The organism is Pseudomonas sp. H1_F01 (assembly GCF_054681425.1).
Genome location: NZ_CP162823.1, coordinates 4,445,157 through 4,459,623 on the forward strand (window position 1 = coordinate 4,445,157; position 14,467 = coordinate 4,459,623).

Genomic DNA, 14,467 nt, shown 5'->3' on the forward strand with positions numbered 1-14,467 from the left:
GCATGTACCCTCTTCTGAGGATAGTCGACGCCGTGGCACAGACACGACAGCCAGGGATCGCGGGATGAACGCGACACCCGCCGGCAGCGATACACAGCGCCTGATCAGCCAGATGGACTGGGCCCTGACCCCGCTGGGCACTGCCCAGAACTGGCCCCAGAGCCTGCGCACCGCCGTGGACATCATGCTCCATTCACCCATGGCGATGGCCTTGCTGTGGGGACCGCAGCTGTCCCATCTCTACAACGACGCCTTCGGCCGACTGGCCGGTGACAAGCACCCCCGGGCATTCGGCCGGCCGACCCATACAGCATGGCCCGAACTCAAGAGTGCGACCGAAGGGATTTATCACCGTGTGTTGCAAGGCCAGACGCACACCTGCCGCGACCAGCAATGGCGCGTACCCTTCGCCGGCCGTCTCTGTGATGTCTGGCTGGACCTGACCTACAGCCCGGTGCGTGACGAAAGCGGCAACGTCGCCGGCATCCTGGTCACCGCCATCGAAACCGGCGAACGACGCCGCCTGGCCATGGAGTTCGAACGCCGCTCCGAGGCCAGCCTCAAGGCCCAGCACGAAAGCGAAGAGCGCTTGCAACTGGCCCTGGCCGCCGCCGATGCGTTGGGCACCTGGGACTGGGACATCAGCGAAGACCGCTTTATTGCCGATGCGCACTTCGCCCTGTTGCATGGCGTCGACCCCAGCCTGTCCCGCCAGTTGCCCATCAGTGCCTACCTTGAAGGCGTGCACCCCGAAGACCGGGCGATGGTTGCCCGCAGCATCAAGCACTGCATCACCCACGGCACCGAATACGCCGAGGAGTACCGACTGCTGCAGCCCGACGATGAGTTGCGCTGGGTGTACGTACGCGGCCGTTGCTACAAGGATCGCCACGGCCGACCCAAGCGCTTTCTTGGCGCGGCGCTGGACCTGACCGAACGCAAGCGCACCGAGCAAGCCCTGCGTCAGAGCCAGACCGAGCTGCAGCTGATCATCAATGCCATGCCGATCCTCATCAGCTACGTGGACCGCGAAGAGCGTTTCCGGCTGAACAACAGCGCTTACCTGGACTGGTACGGCCTGACCCCGCAGGAGCTCTACGGCAAGACCATCCGCGAAGTGCTCGGCGAAGAGGCCTACGCCGCCCGCGCCCAACAGATCGCCGACGCCCTGGCCGGCCAGCCGTGCAGCTTCACCGTGCAGATGGACCATCGCGACGGGCGCCCGCGCCATTCGCTGATCAACTACCTGCCTCGCCATGGGGCGGACGGTGCGGTGAACGGTTTCTACATCTTCGTGATCGACGAGACCGAGAGCCGGAAAACCGAGGAGGCCCTGCGCAACCTCAACGAAACACTGGAAGAACGGGTCATCGCCCGTACCCAGCAACTGGCCGAAGCCAATCACCGGCTGCAAAGCGAGATGTTCGAACGCGAGCGCGCCGAAGAAGCCCTGCGCCATGCGCAGAAAATGGAAGCCGTGGGCCAGCTCACAGGCGGCATTGCCCATGACTTCAACAATATGCTCACCGGCATCCTCGGCAGCCTCGACCTGATGCAACGCTACATCGCCGCTGGTCGCACTGACGAGATCGGGCGCTTCACCGAAGCCGCGGTGTCCTCGGCCAACCGCGCCGCGGCCCTGACCCATCGGCTGCTGGCTTTTTCCCGACGCCAGTCCCTGGACCGCAAACCGCTGGACGCCAATGACCTGGTGCACTCGCTCGAAGACCTACTGAGCCGCACCACTGGCGATCACATCGTGCTGCGGCTGCAACTGGCCAGCGAGCTGTGGCCGGTCAACACCGATGCCAGCCAGTTGGAAAACGCCCTGCTCAACCTGGTGATCAACGCCCGCGATGCCATGCCCGAGGGCGGTGAACTGATCGTCGAAACCGCCAACGTCTATCTCGACGCTACTGACATCAACACCCTGGAGCCGGTCAAGGCCGGGGACTACGTGATGATCGCCGTCAGCGACAACGGCAGCGGCATGACCCCCGCCGTGCTGGCCAAGGCCTTCGATCCATTCTTCACCACCAAGCCCATCGGCCAGGGCACCGGCCTGGGCTTGTCGATGATCTACGGTTTTGCCCAGCAGTCGGGTGGGCACCTCAACCTCGACAGCGTGCCGGGCCAGGGCACGCGGGTGCAGTTGTACCTGCCGCGCTTGCACGTTTCGCCGACCCAACCACCCGAAACGCCAGAGGCGTTCGTCGTACCGCCGGCCATTGCCGGGGAAACCGTGTTGCTGGTGGAGGATGAGCCCGCCGTGCGTATGTTGGTGCTCGACCTGTTGCAGGCCTTGGGCTACACCGCCCTAGAAGCCCGGGACGCCGTGACCGCGCTTCCCGTGCTGGAATCGGACCAGCGCATCGACCTGCTGGTGACCGATGTCGGGCTGCCGGGCATGAATGGCCGGCAACTGGCGGAAATCGCCCGCCAGCACCGGCCTGGGTTGAAAGTGCTGTTCATGACCGGTTACGCGCAGAAAGCCGCCGAACGCCAGGGGTTCCTCGACCAGGGCATGGACATGGTCGCCAAGCCCTTCTCCCTCGATCTGCTGGCCAACAAGATTCGGACGATGATCAACCATGGCAGCTGACTTGAGGCATAATCGCCGCCCCGTCGCACCGTTCAGGTCACCGCAGCAATGAAAGCCCAAGCCCGCCATATCCTGGTGAAAACCGCCGAAGAAGCCGAACAGCTCAAGCAACGCATCGCCAAGGGCGAAGCCTTCGATGTGCTGGCCAAGAAATACTCCACCTGCCCTTCAGGCAAACGCGGCGGCGATTTGGGTGAAGTAAGGCCGGGGCAGATGGTCGGCGTGATTGATGCGGTGATTTTCAAGAAACCGCTGCGGGTGGTGCATGGGCCGATCAAGAGCAAGTTCGGGTATCACCTGGTGCAGGTGTTCTACCGGGACTAACGATCGCCCAATCCCCCTGTGGGAGCGAGCTTGCTCGCGATAGCAGTGTGTCAGTCGACAGGGATGCCGGCTGATCCGACGCTATCGCGAGCAAGCTCGCTCCCACAGGTTCTGTGTCTCCTCTATCTGGGCATCAACGCCCCCGGCACCTGGATCACCCGGCTCGCCAACAGGTGGCCTGCCTCGGCCGCCTCCACCGGGCTGCCGCCCAGCAAACGACTCGCCAGGTACGCGGCGCTGAAGGAGTCCCCCGCCGCCGTGGTGTCGACGACGCGCTCGACCCGCAGGGCAGGTACTTCATAAGACTGGCCGTCGCAACGAATCAGGCAGGCCTCGGCACCGCGCTTGAGCACCATCTCGGGCGTGCCAAGCTGCGCATAGGCGGCGAACACCGCTTCGCTGTCGGCATGACCGAACAATGCCTGCTCGTCCTCTACGGTCAGCAGCGCCAACTCCACATAGGGCAAGACGCTGCGATACGCCGCCCGTGCTGCCTCGATCGAGCCCCAGAGCCGGGGCCGGAAGTTATTGTCGAACACCACCAGCGCCCCGCGCCGACGCGCTTCGACCAGGGTTTCGATGAGTTTGCCACGCCCCTGCTCGCCGAGCACCGCCAGGGTGACGCCGCTGAAATACAGCACATCGTAATCCAGCAACGCGGCCAGGATCGGCCCGGCGGCCGGGGTAGTAAAACAATCGCGCACCGCCGCCTCGTTGCGCCAGTACAGGAATCGCCGCTCACCTGCCGCATCGGTCTGGATGCAATACAAGCCCGGCAGACGTCCAGGCAAGCGCTGGACCCGTTGCAGCCCGATGTTCTCGGCGGCCCAGTTTTCACACATGGCATCGCTGAAACTGTCGTCGCCCAAGGCGGTGACGTAATCCACCGCGCCCCTGTCGCCCAAGGCGCGGGCCAGGTACACCGCCGTGTTCAGGGTGTCGCCGCCGAAGCTTTGCAGCAGGCTGCCGTCGGCGTGTTGTTGCAGTTCGATCATGCATTCGCCGATCAGGGCGATGCGGGGTTTGGGGTTGCTCATGGATGATCCTGATAATTCAGCGGTGTCTGGAAGGTCGCTATCGCGGGCAAGCCTTGCTCCCACAGGGGATCTTGGGTAAACACCCATTTTGTGTTCACAGTCGATCAGTGTGGGAGCAAGGCTTGCCCGCGATAGCCGCGACTCGGTCTAAAGGCTAGAAACACGTCTCCATGCTCTCGACCACCCGCAACTGCTCATCCACCAGGCACCCCACCCGCCACTTGTCGAACGTCAGGCACGGGTGTGAAGTACCAAACGAAATGATGTCGCCCACACGCAACTCAACCCCCGCCGCCACACTCATGAACGCATGCTGGTCCATCACCGCCGTCACCTTGCAGCCACTCACATCGTCACCCGCCACCGTGTCCGAACCGGGCTGGTAGCGCTTGAGCGGCACCGGCAAGCCAGCGTCGTAGGCCACGTCGCGCTTGCCCAGGGCGATCACCGCGAAACCCGGCTCCGGCAGCGATTGCACATGGGCCCAGACTTCCAGCGCCGGGCGCAGGCCTTCGTGCAAATCGCTGCGACGCTCCAGCACGCAGCACTGCGCTTCCTTGTAGATGCCATGGTCATGGGCCACGTAGCTGCCGGGACGCAGCACGCTGAGGAAACGCCCGTGGGCATTCTGGGCTTCGAAGGATTCGGCGATCAGGTCGTACCAGGCCGACCCCGAGGCGGTGATGATCGGTTTGTCGATGGCGAACGCGCCGTTGTCCTGCAACTGCACCGCCAACCGCACCAGGGACGCCGCGAACGCACGAATGCCGCTGATGGCGTGGTCACCATGGATCACCCCTTCGTAGCCTTCGATGCCGGTCAACGCCAACGCCGGTTGCGCCTGGATCGCCTCGGCCAGGGCCAATACCTCGGCTTCGGTCCGGCAGCCACAACGACCGCCGACCACGCCGTACTCGATCATCACATTGAGCCGTACTCCGCGCGAGGCGAAGTAAGCGCCCAAGGCAGCGACGTTGTCCGGATGATCGACCAGGCAGTGGAATTCGAACGCCGGGTCGGCGAGCAAATCGGCAATCAGCGCCATGTTCGGCGTGCCCACCAATTGGTTGGCCATCAACACCCGGCGCACGCCATGGGCGTAAGCGGCACGGGTCTGCACGGCGCTGGCGAGGGTCAGGCCCCAGGCGCCTGCGTCCAGTTGCCGGCGAAACAATGCCGGGGTCATGCTGGTCTTGCCGTGGGGCGCCAGTTCGGCACCGCTGCTGCTGACGAAATCCTGCATCCAGCGGATGTTGTGCTCCAGCGCCGCGCGATGCAGCACCAGCGCCGGCAGGCTGACGTCCCGTAGCAGGTGGGCGCCGACGGTGGCGGCGCCCTTCTCGACGCCGGCATTAAGGATGGCGGAAGGCATGTTCGAACTCCTCGCACACGGCCGCTAGTGCCGTTGCTGTCTATTCATTGATACGACGGGCCAGGTGGTTGGCGCTTTCGATCAGCACCCGGCGGTAGTCGGCGTAATTGTTCTTGGCGTCGGCCCGAGGGGCGACGATGCACAGGGTGGCGATGGCCACGCCATTCGGGTCTTTGACCGGTGCGGCGAAGCAGTGGGTGAAGGTGTCGGCGACACTGTCGAAGGAGAAAAACCCATCGAGGCCGGCCTGGCGGATTTCCTTGAGGAACTGCTCCAGGGGCAGGCGCTCGCCGTCCGGCAAAATGAAGTCGTCGGGATCGATCAGGTCAACGATCTGCTGGTCACTCAAATGCGCCAGCAGCAGGCGCCCGGACGCCGTCCACGGGATCGGCGCGTTTTCCCCGATGTCCGATGAAATGCGAAAATGCCGCTCGCCTTCCTTCATCAGCGCGACGGTGTATTTGCGCCCGTTGAGCAGGCACATTTGCGCCGTTTCCCGGGTCTGGCGCACGATCTCCTGCAAGGCCTGGTCAGCCTCGCGGCTCAGGTCGAAATGCCGCAGGTGTGCCTGCCCGAGGAAATACAACTGGCGGCCCAGGTAGACATGGCCGTCCTTGCCCACCGGCTCGAGGATGCGCCGCTCCAGCAGCGACGCCACCAGTTCATAGACCGTGGACTTGGGGCTGCCGATGCCGCTGGCAATATCGTTCGGGCGCAGCGGCTGGCCGATTTCCTTGAGGAAATCGAGGATATCGAACGCCCGATCCAATCCCCGGGCCCGGCGTTTGATGGTGTCTTCGGTCATGTCTTTGGTTCCCATTCAATTGGCCGGGAGTTTAACCAGACTGCTGCGCCGCCTGATAGATTGCTATCGCGGGCAAGCCATGCTCCCACGGAAGAATGCGTTTCCTTGTGGGAGCAAGGCTTGCCCGCGATAAGGCCCCCGTGGTTCAGGCCTTCTTCTTGTAGGCCACACAATCGATCTCGACCTTGCAATCGACCATCATGCTCGCCTGCACGCAGGCCCTGGCCGGGGCGTGTTCCGGGCTGAAGTACTCGCCGAAGACCTTGTTGAAACTCCAGAAATCCCGCGGGTCTTCCAGCCACACACCGCAGCGCACCACATCTTCCAGGCCGTATCCGGCCTCCTCGAGAATAGCGACCAGGTTCTTCATGGTCTGGTGGGTCTGTTCGACGATCCCGCCGACAATGATCTCGCCGTTCACCGCCGGCACCTGGCCGGACACGTGCAGCCAGCCATCGGCTTCCACGGCGCGGGCGAATGGCCGAGGCTGACCGCCACCTGCGGTGCTGCCGGTGCCGTAGCGCGTAATGCTCATGGGTTATCTCCTTATTGAATGGAAAATTAAAAACGCGTGTTCTTGAGAAATTCTGCCAGCCGTGGCGACTGTGGCCGTTCGAACAATTCCTTCGGCGGCCCCTGCTCTTCGATGCGGCCCTGGTTCATGAACACGATCTTGTCGGAGACCTCGAAGGCAAAGCGCATTTCGTGGGTCACCAGCAGCATGGTCATGCCGTCTTCGGCCAGGCCCTTGATCACGTTCAGCACCTCGCCGACCAGTTCCGGGTCCAGGGCCGAGGTCACTTCGTCGAACAGCATCAGGCTGGGGTTCATGGCAATTGCCCGGGCGATTGCCACGCGCTGCTGCTGGCCGCCGGACAACTGGCCGGGAAAGTGATCGCGCCGCTCCAACAGGCCCACTCGCTCCAGCCATTTCTCGGCCAGGGCCACGGCCTCGTCCTTGGGCAGCTTTTTCACTTTGAGCAGGCCCAGGGTGACGTTCTGCAACGCGGTCAAATGCGGGAACAGGTTGAATTGCTGGAAAGCCATGCCGGTCATGGCCCGGTGCCGGGCGATGATTTTTTCGGCGTGGCGTACACGCTTGCCGTCGATGTCGTCGTAACCGATGGATTCGCCGTCGAGCATGATCTGCCCGCCCTGGAACTCTTCCAGCATGTTGACGCAGCGCAGCAGCGTGGTCTTGCCCGAACCGCTGGAACCGATCAGCGTGACCACGTTGCCGCGCTGCATGCTCAGGTCCACGCCCTTGAGCACTTCCAACGGGCCGTATTGTTTGCGCAAGCCGCGAATGTCCAGCAGCGGCTGGGTGTTGGAGAGCTCTGTGTTGGAAAGCTCCGTGTTGGAGAGATTCGAAACGTCAGTCATGGCAAGGCCACCCGCTTTTCAATGTGCCGCCCGAGCAATTCAATGGCGTAATTGATGATGAAAAAGAGAAACCCGGCGAACAGGTAAAACTCCAGGGTCATGAACGTCCGGGCGATGATCTGCTGGGTGCTGAGCAGCAGTTCGGCGACGCCGATCACCGACAGCAGGGTCGAGGCCTTGACGATCTCGGTGGAGGAATTGACCCAGGTCGGCAAGATCTGCCGCAACGCCTGGGGCAACAGCACATAGCCCAGCGACTGGTAGAACGTCAGGCCGATGGCCTGGCTCGCCTCCATCTGCCCACGGGGCAACGCCTGCAAGGCCCCACGCACGATCTCGGCCACGTGGGAGCCGCAGAACAGCGTCAAGCCCAGCACGCCGGCCTGGAACGCACCGATCTGCCAGCCCAGGGCCGGAGCCATGTAGAAGCAGGCCAGCACCAGCACGAACACCGGCGTGCCGCGAATCAGGTCGACATAGAAGCGAAACGGCGCGCGCATCCAGGTCCGGCCATAGGTCAGCACCAGCCCGGCGACCAGGCCGATCAACGTGCCCAACACAATCGCCAGCAGCGAACACTGCACACTGGTCAGGAAGCCGGCCCACAGGGTGTCCCGGGCAACCCATAACTCATGCAACCAACTGGGTGATTCGTACATGGGACACTCCTAACGGCGGATCGCCAGGCGCTGCTCGAAATAACGCAGCACCATGGCAATGAGGTAACAGGCCGCGACATACAGGGCCGTGGTCACCAGCCAGGTTTCGATCACCCGGTAGCTCTCCACGTTGATCTTGCGGGCGTAATAGGTCAGCTCCGGCACGGCAATCGCCGCCGCCAGGGAGGTGTCCTTGAACAGCGAAATGAAGTTGTTCGACAACGCCGGCAACACGTTGCGCAGCATCACCGGTACGGTGATGTAGGCCTTCACCTGCCACTCGCCCAGGCCGATGGCCAGCCCGGCTTCACGCTGTCCCTTGTGAATGCTCAACAGTCCGCCGCGAAACACTTCGGTCAGGTAGGCCCCGGCGTACAGCGAGAGGGTGATGACGAACGACGGCAGCTTGTCCAGGCGGATGCCCAGGCTCGGCAAGGCGAAGTAGATCAGCAGGATCAGCACCAGGATCGGCGTATTGCGGATCACCGTCACATACACCGACGCCAGCACTCGCAAGATCCGATGTTTGCTCAGCAGCACGAACGCCATCGCCAGGCCGATCACGCAACCGATGGCGATCGACACCAGTGCCAGGGAAAGCCCCAGGCCAAGCCCCGCCAGCAGGGTGTCGAAATCGCGCCAGACGGCGGCAAAGTTCAACTGATAATTCATGGTCGGCAGTACCTTCGACGGAGCGCCCGCAAGTGGCGCCCCGGGCTCACAGGGTCATTTGAATTCGACGGGGAAACCGATCGCTGGCGACGGCAGCTCGACACCGAACCACTGCTTGAAGGACGCCGCATAGGTGGGGAATTCCACGCCGGTCATGGCTTCATGCAAGGTGGTGTTGACGAAGTTCAGCCAGTCCTGGTCGCCGCGCTTGACCGCACAGGCGTAGGTTTGCGGGCTCCAGGCATAGGCCGGGCTGCGGTAGCGGCCAGGGTTCTGCACCATCAGGTACTTGACCGAGGACTGGTCGGTGGCGGCGGCATCGGCGCGACCGGAGTTCACTGCCTGGTACATCAGGTCGACGCTGTCGTACTGGTCGACCTTGGCCTTGGGCAGCGCCTGGTGCACCAGCTCCTCGGCGTAGACGTTCTGCAGCACCGCCACGGTGACGCCGTCGCCGGCGGCCTTGAGGTCTTCGATTTCCTTGTACTTGCTGTTGGCCGGCAGCAGCAGGCCCACGCCTTCGCGGTAGTACGGCAGGGTGAACGCCACTTGCTGGGCGCGGCTGGCGGTGACGGTGATGAACTGGCAGCTCATGTCGACCTTGTCGGTCAACAGGTTGGGTATGCGCGCATCGGAAGACTGCACCACGAACTCGACTTTCTCCGGGTCGTTGAACAACCCCTTGGCGACCATCCGCGCAATATCGATATCAAAGCCCTGCAACTTGCCATCCGCTCCCTGGAAGTGCCACGGCGCATTGGTACTGCCCGTGCCCACGATCAATTTCCCCCGCTGCAGCACGCTGTCCAGCTTGCTGTCGGCCGCCTGAGCGACCCCCATGGCAGCCGTCGTGGCCGCGAAGAGAAAAACACACGCTTTGAACAAGGAAGGTCGGCGTTGCATGGCAAGCACTCCAGAATGGGTTTATTCCGCTATACCGGAAAGTGGTATGTAACAACGGAATAGACAGCAGAAAGTGTGCCACAGGCTTGCAGCGCGTGGGTGAGGAAAATGGAAAGTTAAGGAAATCAGGGGGATGGGAAAAACAGGCGCCCGCACAGTGGCATCTGCGTGCGAACACTGTTGCTACCGTGGGCCACGACGCACGGGTAACAAGGCCCCAAGCCGGGTATTCGGCGCCCCCGGCGCACCGAAACGGAGCCACTCTGGAATTTGTAAATGGATACCCTGTGGGAGCGAGCTTGCTCGCGATGGCGGTGTATCAGTCAATATTGATGGCGACTGACCTGACGCTATCGCGAGCAAGCTCGCTCCCACAATGGTTCGGCGGTGTGCCTGGGCTATTTGCGCTTGTAGCTCTTGCTGCCGCCAGGCGTAAGGCAATAGACCCCGCCCCGGGGGCCGACGCAGTAATTGCCACTGCCGCATTGGCAACCGTCGGCGGACTTGAGCAACGACTGCGGCCGGGCCTCGTTCCGAAGCCCCAGCACAGCGGAACAGGACTTCTTCGAAGCACTGATGGAACCGTCATTGCACAGGAAGGTATCGCCGTCACACCCGGCAATCCCGCCCTTGCGCCCGGAACACGGTTGATTGGCGGCAAGGGCCGAAGTGCCCAGGGTCAACAACAGAATCGCGACACAGGCGCGAAGTAAAGCGGACGTTCCGTGACAGAGATTCATGGCAGCTTCCAGGCTGATATATGGCCCTATGCTAGCACTGGATCATCTACTGCGCCTAACGCCCGCAAGATCTCAACTCGAACAACCCTGTTTTCTACAGGAACTTCTGCTCATAAATCATCAAGCGCAACCTTGATTGATGGATCGTTCTCCCGCTCGTGACACAGAGCGACAAGCTCCATGTCCTCAAGCCGATTCATCATGGCTTCGTATTCTCTGGCTGGGACGCGGTAAAAAGCCGGCTCGTTACGATTCAGGATCGCTACGGATAATCCCTCACCCGCTGCAACGGTACCCATCGGATTTTTCTTGAGTTCAGAAATGCTGGCTACAACTCGAGAAAGCACGATACGAGTCATGGAATGAGACCTTGAGTACTGAATGGCGCTAAACAATAGCGTTCTAATACAACTCTTAAAACTGTCAGCGCCCGCAAAACCTCACCCTGGACAACATCCGCAAATCCCCCTCGCGGTAATAGTCATCACTCCAGCTGTCATCCACCGCCAGTGGCTTGACCTGCTTGAGGGCGAGTTTTTTCGCGAAGTAGCGAAAGCGGTAATGTTCATAGAAACGCAGCAACTCCAGCCCGTAGCGGTCGGCCAGGTCGGTGTCGCCCTGGATGATCAGATAATTCTCGTCGTTGCCGCTGCTGGCTGCGGCGCTCAGGTTATGGCTGCCGCTGAGGATGGTCGGGGTGTCGCTGGTGAAGTCGGTGACGATGGCTTTGGTGTGCACCAGCAGGTTGCCCTTCTGGCCTTTCATGTTTTCCCGCAGCCAGCCTTCCAGGCCGGTGTTGAGCAGCGCGGTGGCGGCGAATTCGGCGGTGCGGTCGGCGTGAAAGCCGGTGATGCGGCTCTTGGAGTTTTGCAGACCGTAGCGCAGCACGTCGTCATTGGGTGCGCCGAGCACGGCGTCGAGGATGCGCTCGGGCAACACAAAGGCGGTGACGAACAACAGGTCCTTTCGCGCGCCCTTGATGATGTCGACGAAGCGATCCAGGTCGCCCTCCCCGGTGCGCGGCGAGAACCCGGCGAACAACGCCTCTTGTGGAGCCATGGCATTGTTGTCGGTCAGCCACTGGCGAGTGGCACCGACGTCCTGGGGTTCGGCCCAGATTTGCTCGAACACCTGGAAGTAGCTGCCGCTCACCCGAGGGTCGTCCAGCACATGAACGACGTTGGCCTGGCGGTAGACACCGTTGGCGGTGAAGTTGGTGCTGCCGCACAGCACCGCCTCCGGTTGCAATGAGCCGTTGCCGTCCACCTTGCTCAGCACAATGAACTTGTCGTGGAAAATGTTATGGGTAACTCGTCCGCGCTTGTTGGCTGCTGGCATTTTCTCGAGGCTGGCTTCGTTGCGCGCCGTGGTGTCGTCCCCCGGCTCGGCGTGATACAGCACCCGCACCTTCGCACCGCGAGCATGGGCGGCATTCACCGCGTCGACGATCACCGGCAGTTCGTATTCATAAATGGCGACATCCAGGGCCCAGCTGGCATCCAGCGCCCGGTCGATAAAACCGATCAGGCGTCCCAACAGGCCATTCTCCAGCCAGCGACGCGGGGCGTCGGGCCAGTCATCGATGGACAGGTGCTTGTTGGCGTCGATCAGCGCGTCCACTTCAGGAAACTTGCGCTGGAACGCCTGGCTGGCGGCCACGGCACGGTTGAAGATGACCCGCTGGTTGGCCGGCTGCCCGTCGTCGCTGGTGACCGTGACCTCCAGGGATTCGCCCAACTGCGGTGCATCGGGGCTGCCGTAGGCCAGGTGCACGCGGTAGTGCATGGTCACGCCGGGGTTGACCGCGTAGTCGGCCCAGCGAAATTTCTGCAAGGGTGCCTTGTCGCTGGGGGTGGCGTGGAACTGAGGAAAGGTGTGGGCCTTGTCGGGGAAGGTCAGGCTGTTGAACAGGAACAGCCAGGGTTTGTCCCCCTGCTGCTTCTCGATGGCAAAACCCAGCAGCCCCTGGCGTCGGGATTCCGCCAGGTCCATGGCGAGCAGCACGCCGTTGGTGCCGGCATAGGCCTTGACCCGAAAATCGTCCTGGGCGTTGGTGACGAGTACGCGCATGGTTCACTCCTGTGAGGGGGCTGCCTGAGCATAGTGTAGTGATGCGGGTTAGGTGGTCAGATCAGGGACCGAGGCGATGCTGATCGCGAGCAAGCTCGCACACACAGGGGCTGTGGTGTTCATCAGTTATGTGTGCACAGCGAAACCAAATGTGGGAGCGAGCTTGCTCGCGATGAGGCCTTCACAGTCAAAGAACATTTCAAGTGGTTTCATCGATATGCCGATACTCCGCCCCCAACCGCCCCGCCAACTGCCGGGCCCGGCCCAGGCGAATCGGGCCTCTTTCGATGTCGATCAACAGGCACGGGCAATCGAGCAACGGCAGTGAAAGCCCCTCCTTGACTCGCCCATCGGTCATCACCAAGACCCGTTGCTGCTCCGCCGGGTAGCGCTTGCGTCGGGCCTCCAGCCAGCGCCCGGCCTCGTTCAGCGCCGCCAGCAACGGCGTTCCGCCACCGGCGCCCAGCCCATCGAGCCAGTCGCGCAGACCGGCCGAGGCCTTGAGCCCTTGCACCTGCCAGTTCGGCTGCGTACCGCTGGCCGTCAACAGCCCCAGGCGGGCCCGTTGGCGATAGGCGTCGTCGAACAACTGCGCCAGCAGGCCTTTGCCGTCACTCAAGGCGCGATGACGCCGGGTCGAGGCCGACGCATCGACAATGACCAGCCACAGCTCATGGGGCGAGCGCTGGCGAGCGTGCCAGCACAGGTCCTCACGCAGACGTGGCCGGCCATTGAGCAACGTCCCCGGCCAGTTCACCGCACCGCTGGCCGCCGCTTTGCTGCGGCCCTGGCGGCCCTGGTCGAGTCGTCCGGCACGGGGTCTGGCATTCGCCCCCGCTGGCGAACGGGGGCGAATGCCTAGGGCTTTTTTGGCCAGCTCGGCACGTCACGCCGAGCACCGGTCGGCAATGCCCGGGCCGGCAGGTCACCCCACTGGCCCTGGCCCTCGCTGGGTTCAGTGGTTTTTTCCGCGCCGGTCGGCGCCTGGGACGGTGTCGGTGCCGAATGCCCGCGCCGCCGGTGCCGCAAGGCAAACTCGGCGACCGCATCGATGTCTTCATCGGCAATTGCAGCAGCCCCGCGCCAAGCCGCATGGGCCCGGGCCGCCCGCAGCCAGACCAGGTCGGCGCGCAAGCCATCGACCCCGGCGGCAAAGCAGCGCTCGGTGATCTGCGCCAGCGCCGCGTCATCCAGGGCGATCCCGGCCAAGCGGTCGCGTGCCTGTTGGCAACGTTCGCGCAACTGCGCCTGGGTCGTCTCCCACGCCGCGCAGAACGCCTGCGGATCGCTGTCGAAATCCAGCCGCCGTCGGATGATCTGGCCGCGCTCAGTCGGTGCGGTGTGACCGTCGAGGGCGACGTTCAGGCCAAAACGGTCGAGCAACTGCGGGCGCAGTTCGCCCTCTTCCGGATTCATGGTGCCGATCAGCACAAAGCGCGCCGGATGCCGATGGGAAATGCCGTCGCGCTCGATGAGGTTGGTGCCGCTGGCGGCCACATCGAGCAGCAAGTCCACCAGGTGATCGGGCAGCAGGTTCACTTCATCGACGTACAGCACGCCACCATCGGCCTTGGCCAACACGCCGGGAGAAAACTGCGCGCGCCCTTCCCCCAGCGCCGCGTCCAGGTCCAGGGTGCCCACCAGTCGCTCTTCGGTAGCACCGAGGGGCAAGGTGACGAACTGACCGCTGGCCAGCAGGTCCGCCAGGCCCCGGGCCAGTGTGGACTTGGCCATGCCCCGCGGCCCTTCGATCAGCACACCGCCGATTTTCGGATCGATCGCGGCCAGGCACAGGGCCAGTTTCAGATCATCGGCGCCGACCACGGCGCAGAGCGGGAAATGGGGGGTGTGGGTCATATCTAATTCTCAAGGGTGGTCGGTAACGTCAATGTCAAAAGGG

General features: G+C 63.0%; 15 protein-coding genes. 2 read left to right on the forward strand and 13 right to left on the reverse strand.

Features of this window, described 5'->3' with window-relative positions; translation table 11 throughout:
* Positions 1 to 64 precede the first annotated feature (64 nt).
* Positions 65 to 2,602, forward strand: coding sequence for a hybrid sensor histidine kinase/response regulator (locus tag AB4O09_RS20005; protein ID WP_003200240.1), 2,538 nt, complete (start codon positions 65 to 67; stop codon positions 2,600 to 2,602).
* 48 nt (positions 2,603 to 2,650) lie between these two features.
* Complete coding sequence (locus AB4O09_RS20010; protein ID WP_003182808.1) at positions 2,651 to 2,926, forward strand: peptidylprolyl isomerase; 276 nt, start codon at positions 2,651 to 2,653, stop codon at positions 2,924 to 2,926.
* 122 nt (positions 2,927 to 3,048) lie between these two features.
* On the opposite strand, the gene AB4O09_RS20015 is transcribed toward AB4O09_RS20010, so the two are convergent.
* The 13 genes from AB4O09_RS20015 to AB4O09_RS20075 all read right to left on the reverse strand — a co-directional run bounded on the left by AB4O09_RS20015 (position 3,049) and on the right by AB4O09_RS20075 (position 14,424).
* Entirely contained in the window at positions 3,049 to 3,963 is a 915-nt protein-coding gene (locus AB4O09_RS20015; RefSeq protein WP_043042081.1) for a sugar kinase, read from the reverse strand.
* 154 nt (positions 3,964 to 4,117) lie between these two features.
* Positions 4,118 to 5,335 carry an amino acid deaminase gene (locus AB4O09_RS20020; protein WP_043042080.1) on the reverse strand — a complete coding sequence of 406 codons (1,218 nt, stop codon included), beginning with the start codon at positions 5,333 to 5,335 and terminating at the stop codon, positions 4,118 to 4,120.
* 40 nt (positions 5,336 to 5,375) lie between these two features.
* Positions 5,376 to 6,140, reverse strand: coding sequence for an IclR family transcriptional regulator (locus AB4O09_RS20025; protein WP_003200234.1), 765 nt, complete (start codon positions 6,138 to 6,140; stop codon positions 5,376 to 5,378).
* A gap of 145 nt (positions 6,141 to 6,285) precedes the next feature.
* Complete coding sequence (locus AB4O09_RS20030; protein WP_013692714.1) at positions 6,286 to 6,675, reverse strand: RidA family protein; 390 nt, start codon at positions 6,673 to 6,675, stop codon at positions 6,286 to 6,288.
* 26 nt (positions 6,676 to 6,701) lie between these two features.
* Positions 6,702 to 7,523: an amino acid ABC transporter ATP-binding protein gene (locus tag AB4O09_RS20035; protein WP_003200230.1), complete on the reverse strand. Its 822-nt coding sequence runs from the start codon at positions 7,521 to 7,523 to the stop codon at positions 6,702 to 6,704.
* Complete coding sequence (locus AB4O09_RS20040) at positions 7,520 to 8,182, reverse strand: amino acid ABC transporter permease (protein ID WP_028236639.1); 663 nt, start codon at positions 8,180 to 8,182, stop codon at positions 7,520 to 7,522. The genes AB4O09_RS20035 and AB4O09_RS20040 overlap by 4 nt, the downstream gene beginning before the upstream one ends.
* 9 nt (positions 8,183 to 8,191) lie before the next feature.
* A complete protein-coding gene (locus AB4O09_RS20045; protein WP_223523660.1) occupies positions 8,192 to 8,854 on the reverse strand; it encodes an amino acid ABC transporter permease in 663 nt (220 codons plus the stop codon).
* A gap of 54 nt (positions 8,855 to 8,908) precedes the next feature.
* Complete coding sequence (locus AB4O09_RS20050; RefSeq protein WP_003200222.1) at positions 8,909 to 9,757, reverse strand: transporter substrate-binding domain-containing protein; 849 nt, start codon at positions 9,755 to 9,757, stop codon at positions 8,909 to 8,911.
* 398 nt (positions 9,758 to 10,155) lie between these two features.
* Positions 10,156 to 10,497, reverse strand: coding sequence for a YdcA family protein (locus tag AB4O09_RS20055; protein WP_003200220.1), 342 nt, complete (start codon positions 10,495 to 10,497; stop codon positions 10,156 to 10,158).
* 110 nt (positions 10,498 to 10,607) lie between these two features.
* Positions 10,608 to 10,856: a type II toxin-antitoxin system Phd/YefM family antitoxin gene (locus AB4O09_RS20060; protein ID WP_038858536.1), complete on the reverse strand. Its 249-nt coding sequence runs from the start codon at positions 10,854 to 10,856 to the stop codon at positions 10,608 to 10,610.
* Between the two features lie 64 nt (positions 10,857 to 10,920).
* Positions 10,921 to 12,567: a phospholipase D-like domain-containing protein gene (locus AB4O09_RS20065; RefSeq protein WP_038858538.1), complete on the reverse strand. Its 1,647-nt coding sequence runs from the start codon at positions 12,565 to 12,567 to the stop codon at positions 10,921 to 10,923.
* A 199-nt stretch (positions 12,568 to 12,766) separates the two neighbouring features.
* Positions 12,767 to 13,324, reverse strand: a complete 558-nt coding sequence (locus AB4O09_RS20070) for a vWA domain-containing protein (protein WP_028237280.1) — start codon at positions 13,322 to 13,324, stop codon at positions 12,767 to 12,769.
* A 101-nt stretch (positions 13,325 to 13,425) separates the two neighbouring features.
* Entirely contained in the window at positions 13,426 to 14,424 is a 999-nt protein-coding gene (locus AB4O09_RS20075; RefSeq protein ID WP_027912553.1) for an ATP-binding protein, read from the reverse strand.
* Positions 14,425 to 14,467 lie beyond the last annotated feature (43 nt).

What these genes read in the sequence shown, in the direction of transcription:
- AB4O09_RS20005 (WP_003200240.1), top strand. Translation starts at nt 65, where the DNA reads ATGAACGCGACACCCGCCGGCAGCGATACACAGCGCCTGATCAGCCAG.
- AB4O09_RS20010 (WP_003182808.1), top strand. Translation starts at nt 2,651, where the DNA reads ATGAAAGCCCAAGCCCGCCATATCCTGGTGAAAACCGCCGAAGAAGCC.
- AB4O09_RS20015 (WP_043042081.1), bottom strand. Translation starts at nt 3,963, where the DNA reads ATGAGCAACCCCAAACCCCGCATCGCCCTGATCGGCGAATGCATGATC.
- AB4O09_RS20020 (WP_043042080.1), bottom strand. Translation starts at nt 5,335, where the DNA reads ATGCCTTCCGCCATCCTTAATGCCGGCGTCGAGAAGGGCGCCGCCACC.
- AB4O09_RS20025 (WP_003200234.1), bottom strand. Translation starts at nt 6,140, where the DNA reads ATGACCGAAGACACCATCAAACGCCGGGCCCGGGGATTGGATCGGGCG.
- AB4O09_RS20030 (WP_013692714.1), bottom strand. Translation starts at nt 6,675, where the DNA reads ATGAGCATTACGCGCTACGGCACCGGCAGCACCGCAGGTGGCGGTCAG.
- AB4O09_RS20035 (WP_003200230.1), bottom strand. Translation starts at nt 7,523, where the DNA reads ATGACTGACGTTTCGAATCTCTCCAACACGGAGCTTTCCAACACAGAG.
- AB4O09_RS20040 (WP_028236639.1), bottom strand. Translation starts at nt 8,182, where the DNA reads ATGTACGAATCACCCAGTTGGTTGCATGAGTTATGGGTTGCCCGGGAC.
- AB4O09_RS20045 (WP_223523660.1), bottom strand. Translation starts at nt 8,854, where the DNA reads ATGAATTATCAGTTGAACTTTGCCGCCGTCTGGCGCGATTTCGACACC.
- AB4O09_RS20050 (WP_003200222.1), bottom strand. Translation starts at nt 9,757, where the DNA reads ATGCAACGCCGACCTTCCTTGTTCAAAGCGTGTGTTTTTCTCTTCGCG.
- AB4O09_RS20055 (WP_003200220.1), bottom strand. Translation starts at nt 10,497, where the DNA reads ATGAATCTCTGTCACGGAACGTCCGCTTTACTTCGCGCCTGTGTCGCG.
- AB4O09_RS20060 (WP_038858536.1), bottom strand. Translation starts at nt 10,856, where the DNA reads ATGACTCGTATCGTGCTTTCTCGAGTTGTAGCCAGCATTTCTGAACTC.
- AB4O09_RS20065 (WP_038858538.1), bottom strand. Translation starts at nt 12,567, where the DNA reads ATGCGCGTACTCGTCACCAACGCCCAGGACGATTTTCGGGTCAAGGCC.
- AB4O09_RS20075 (WP_027912553.1), bottom strand. Translation starts at nt 14,424, where the DNA reads ATGACCCACACCCCCCATTTCCCGCTCTGCGCCGTGGTCGGCGCCGAT.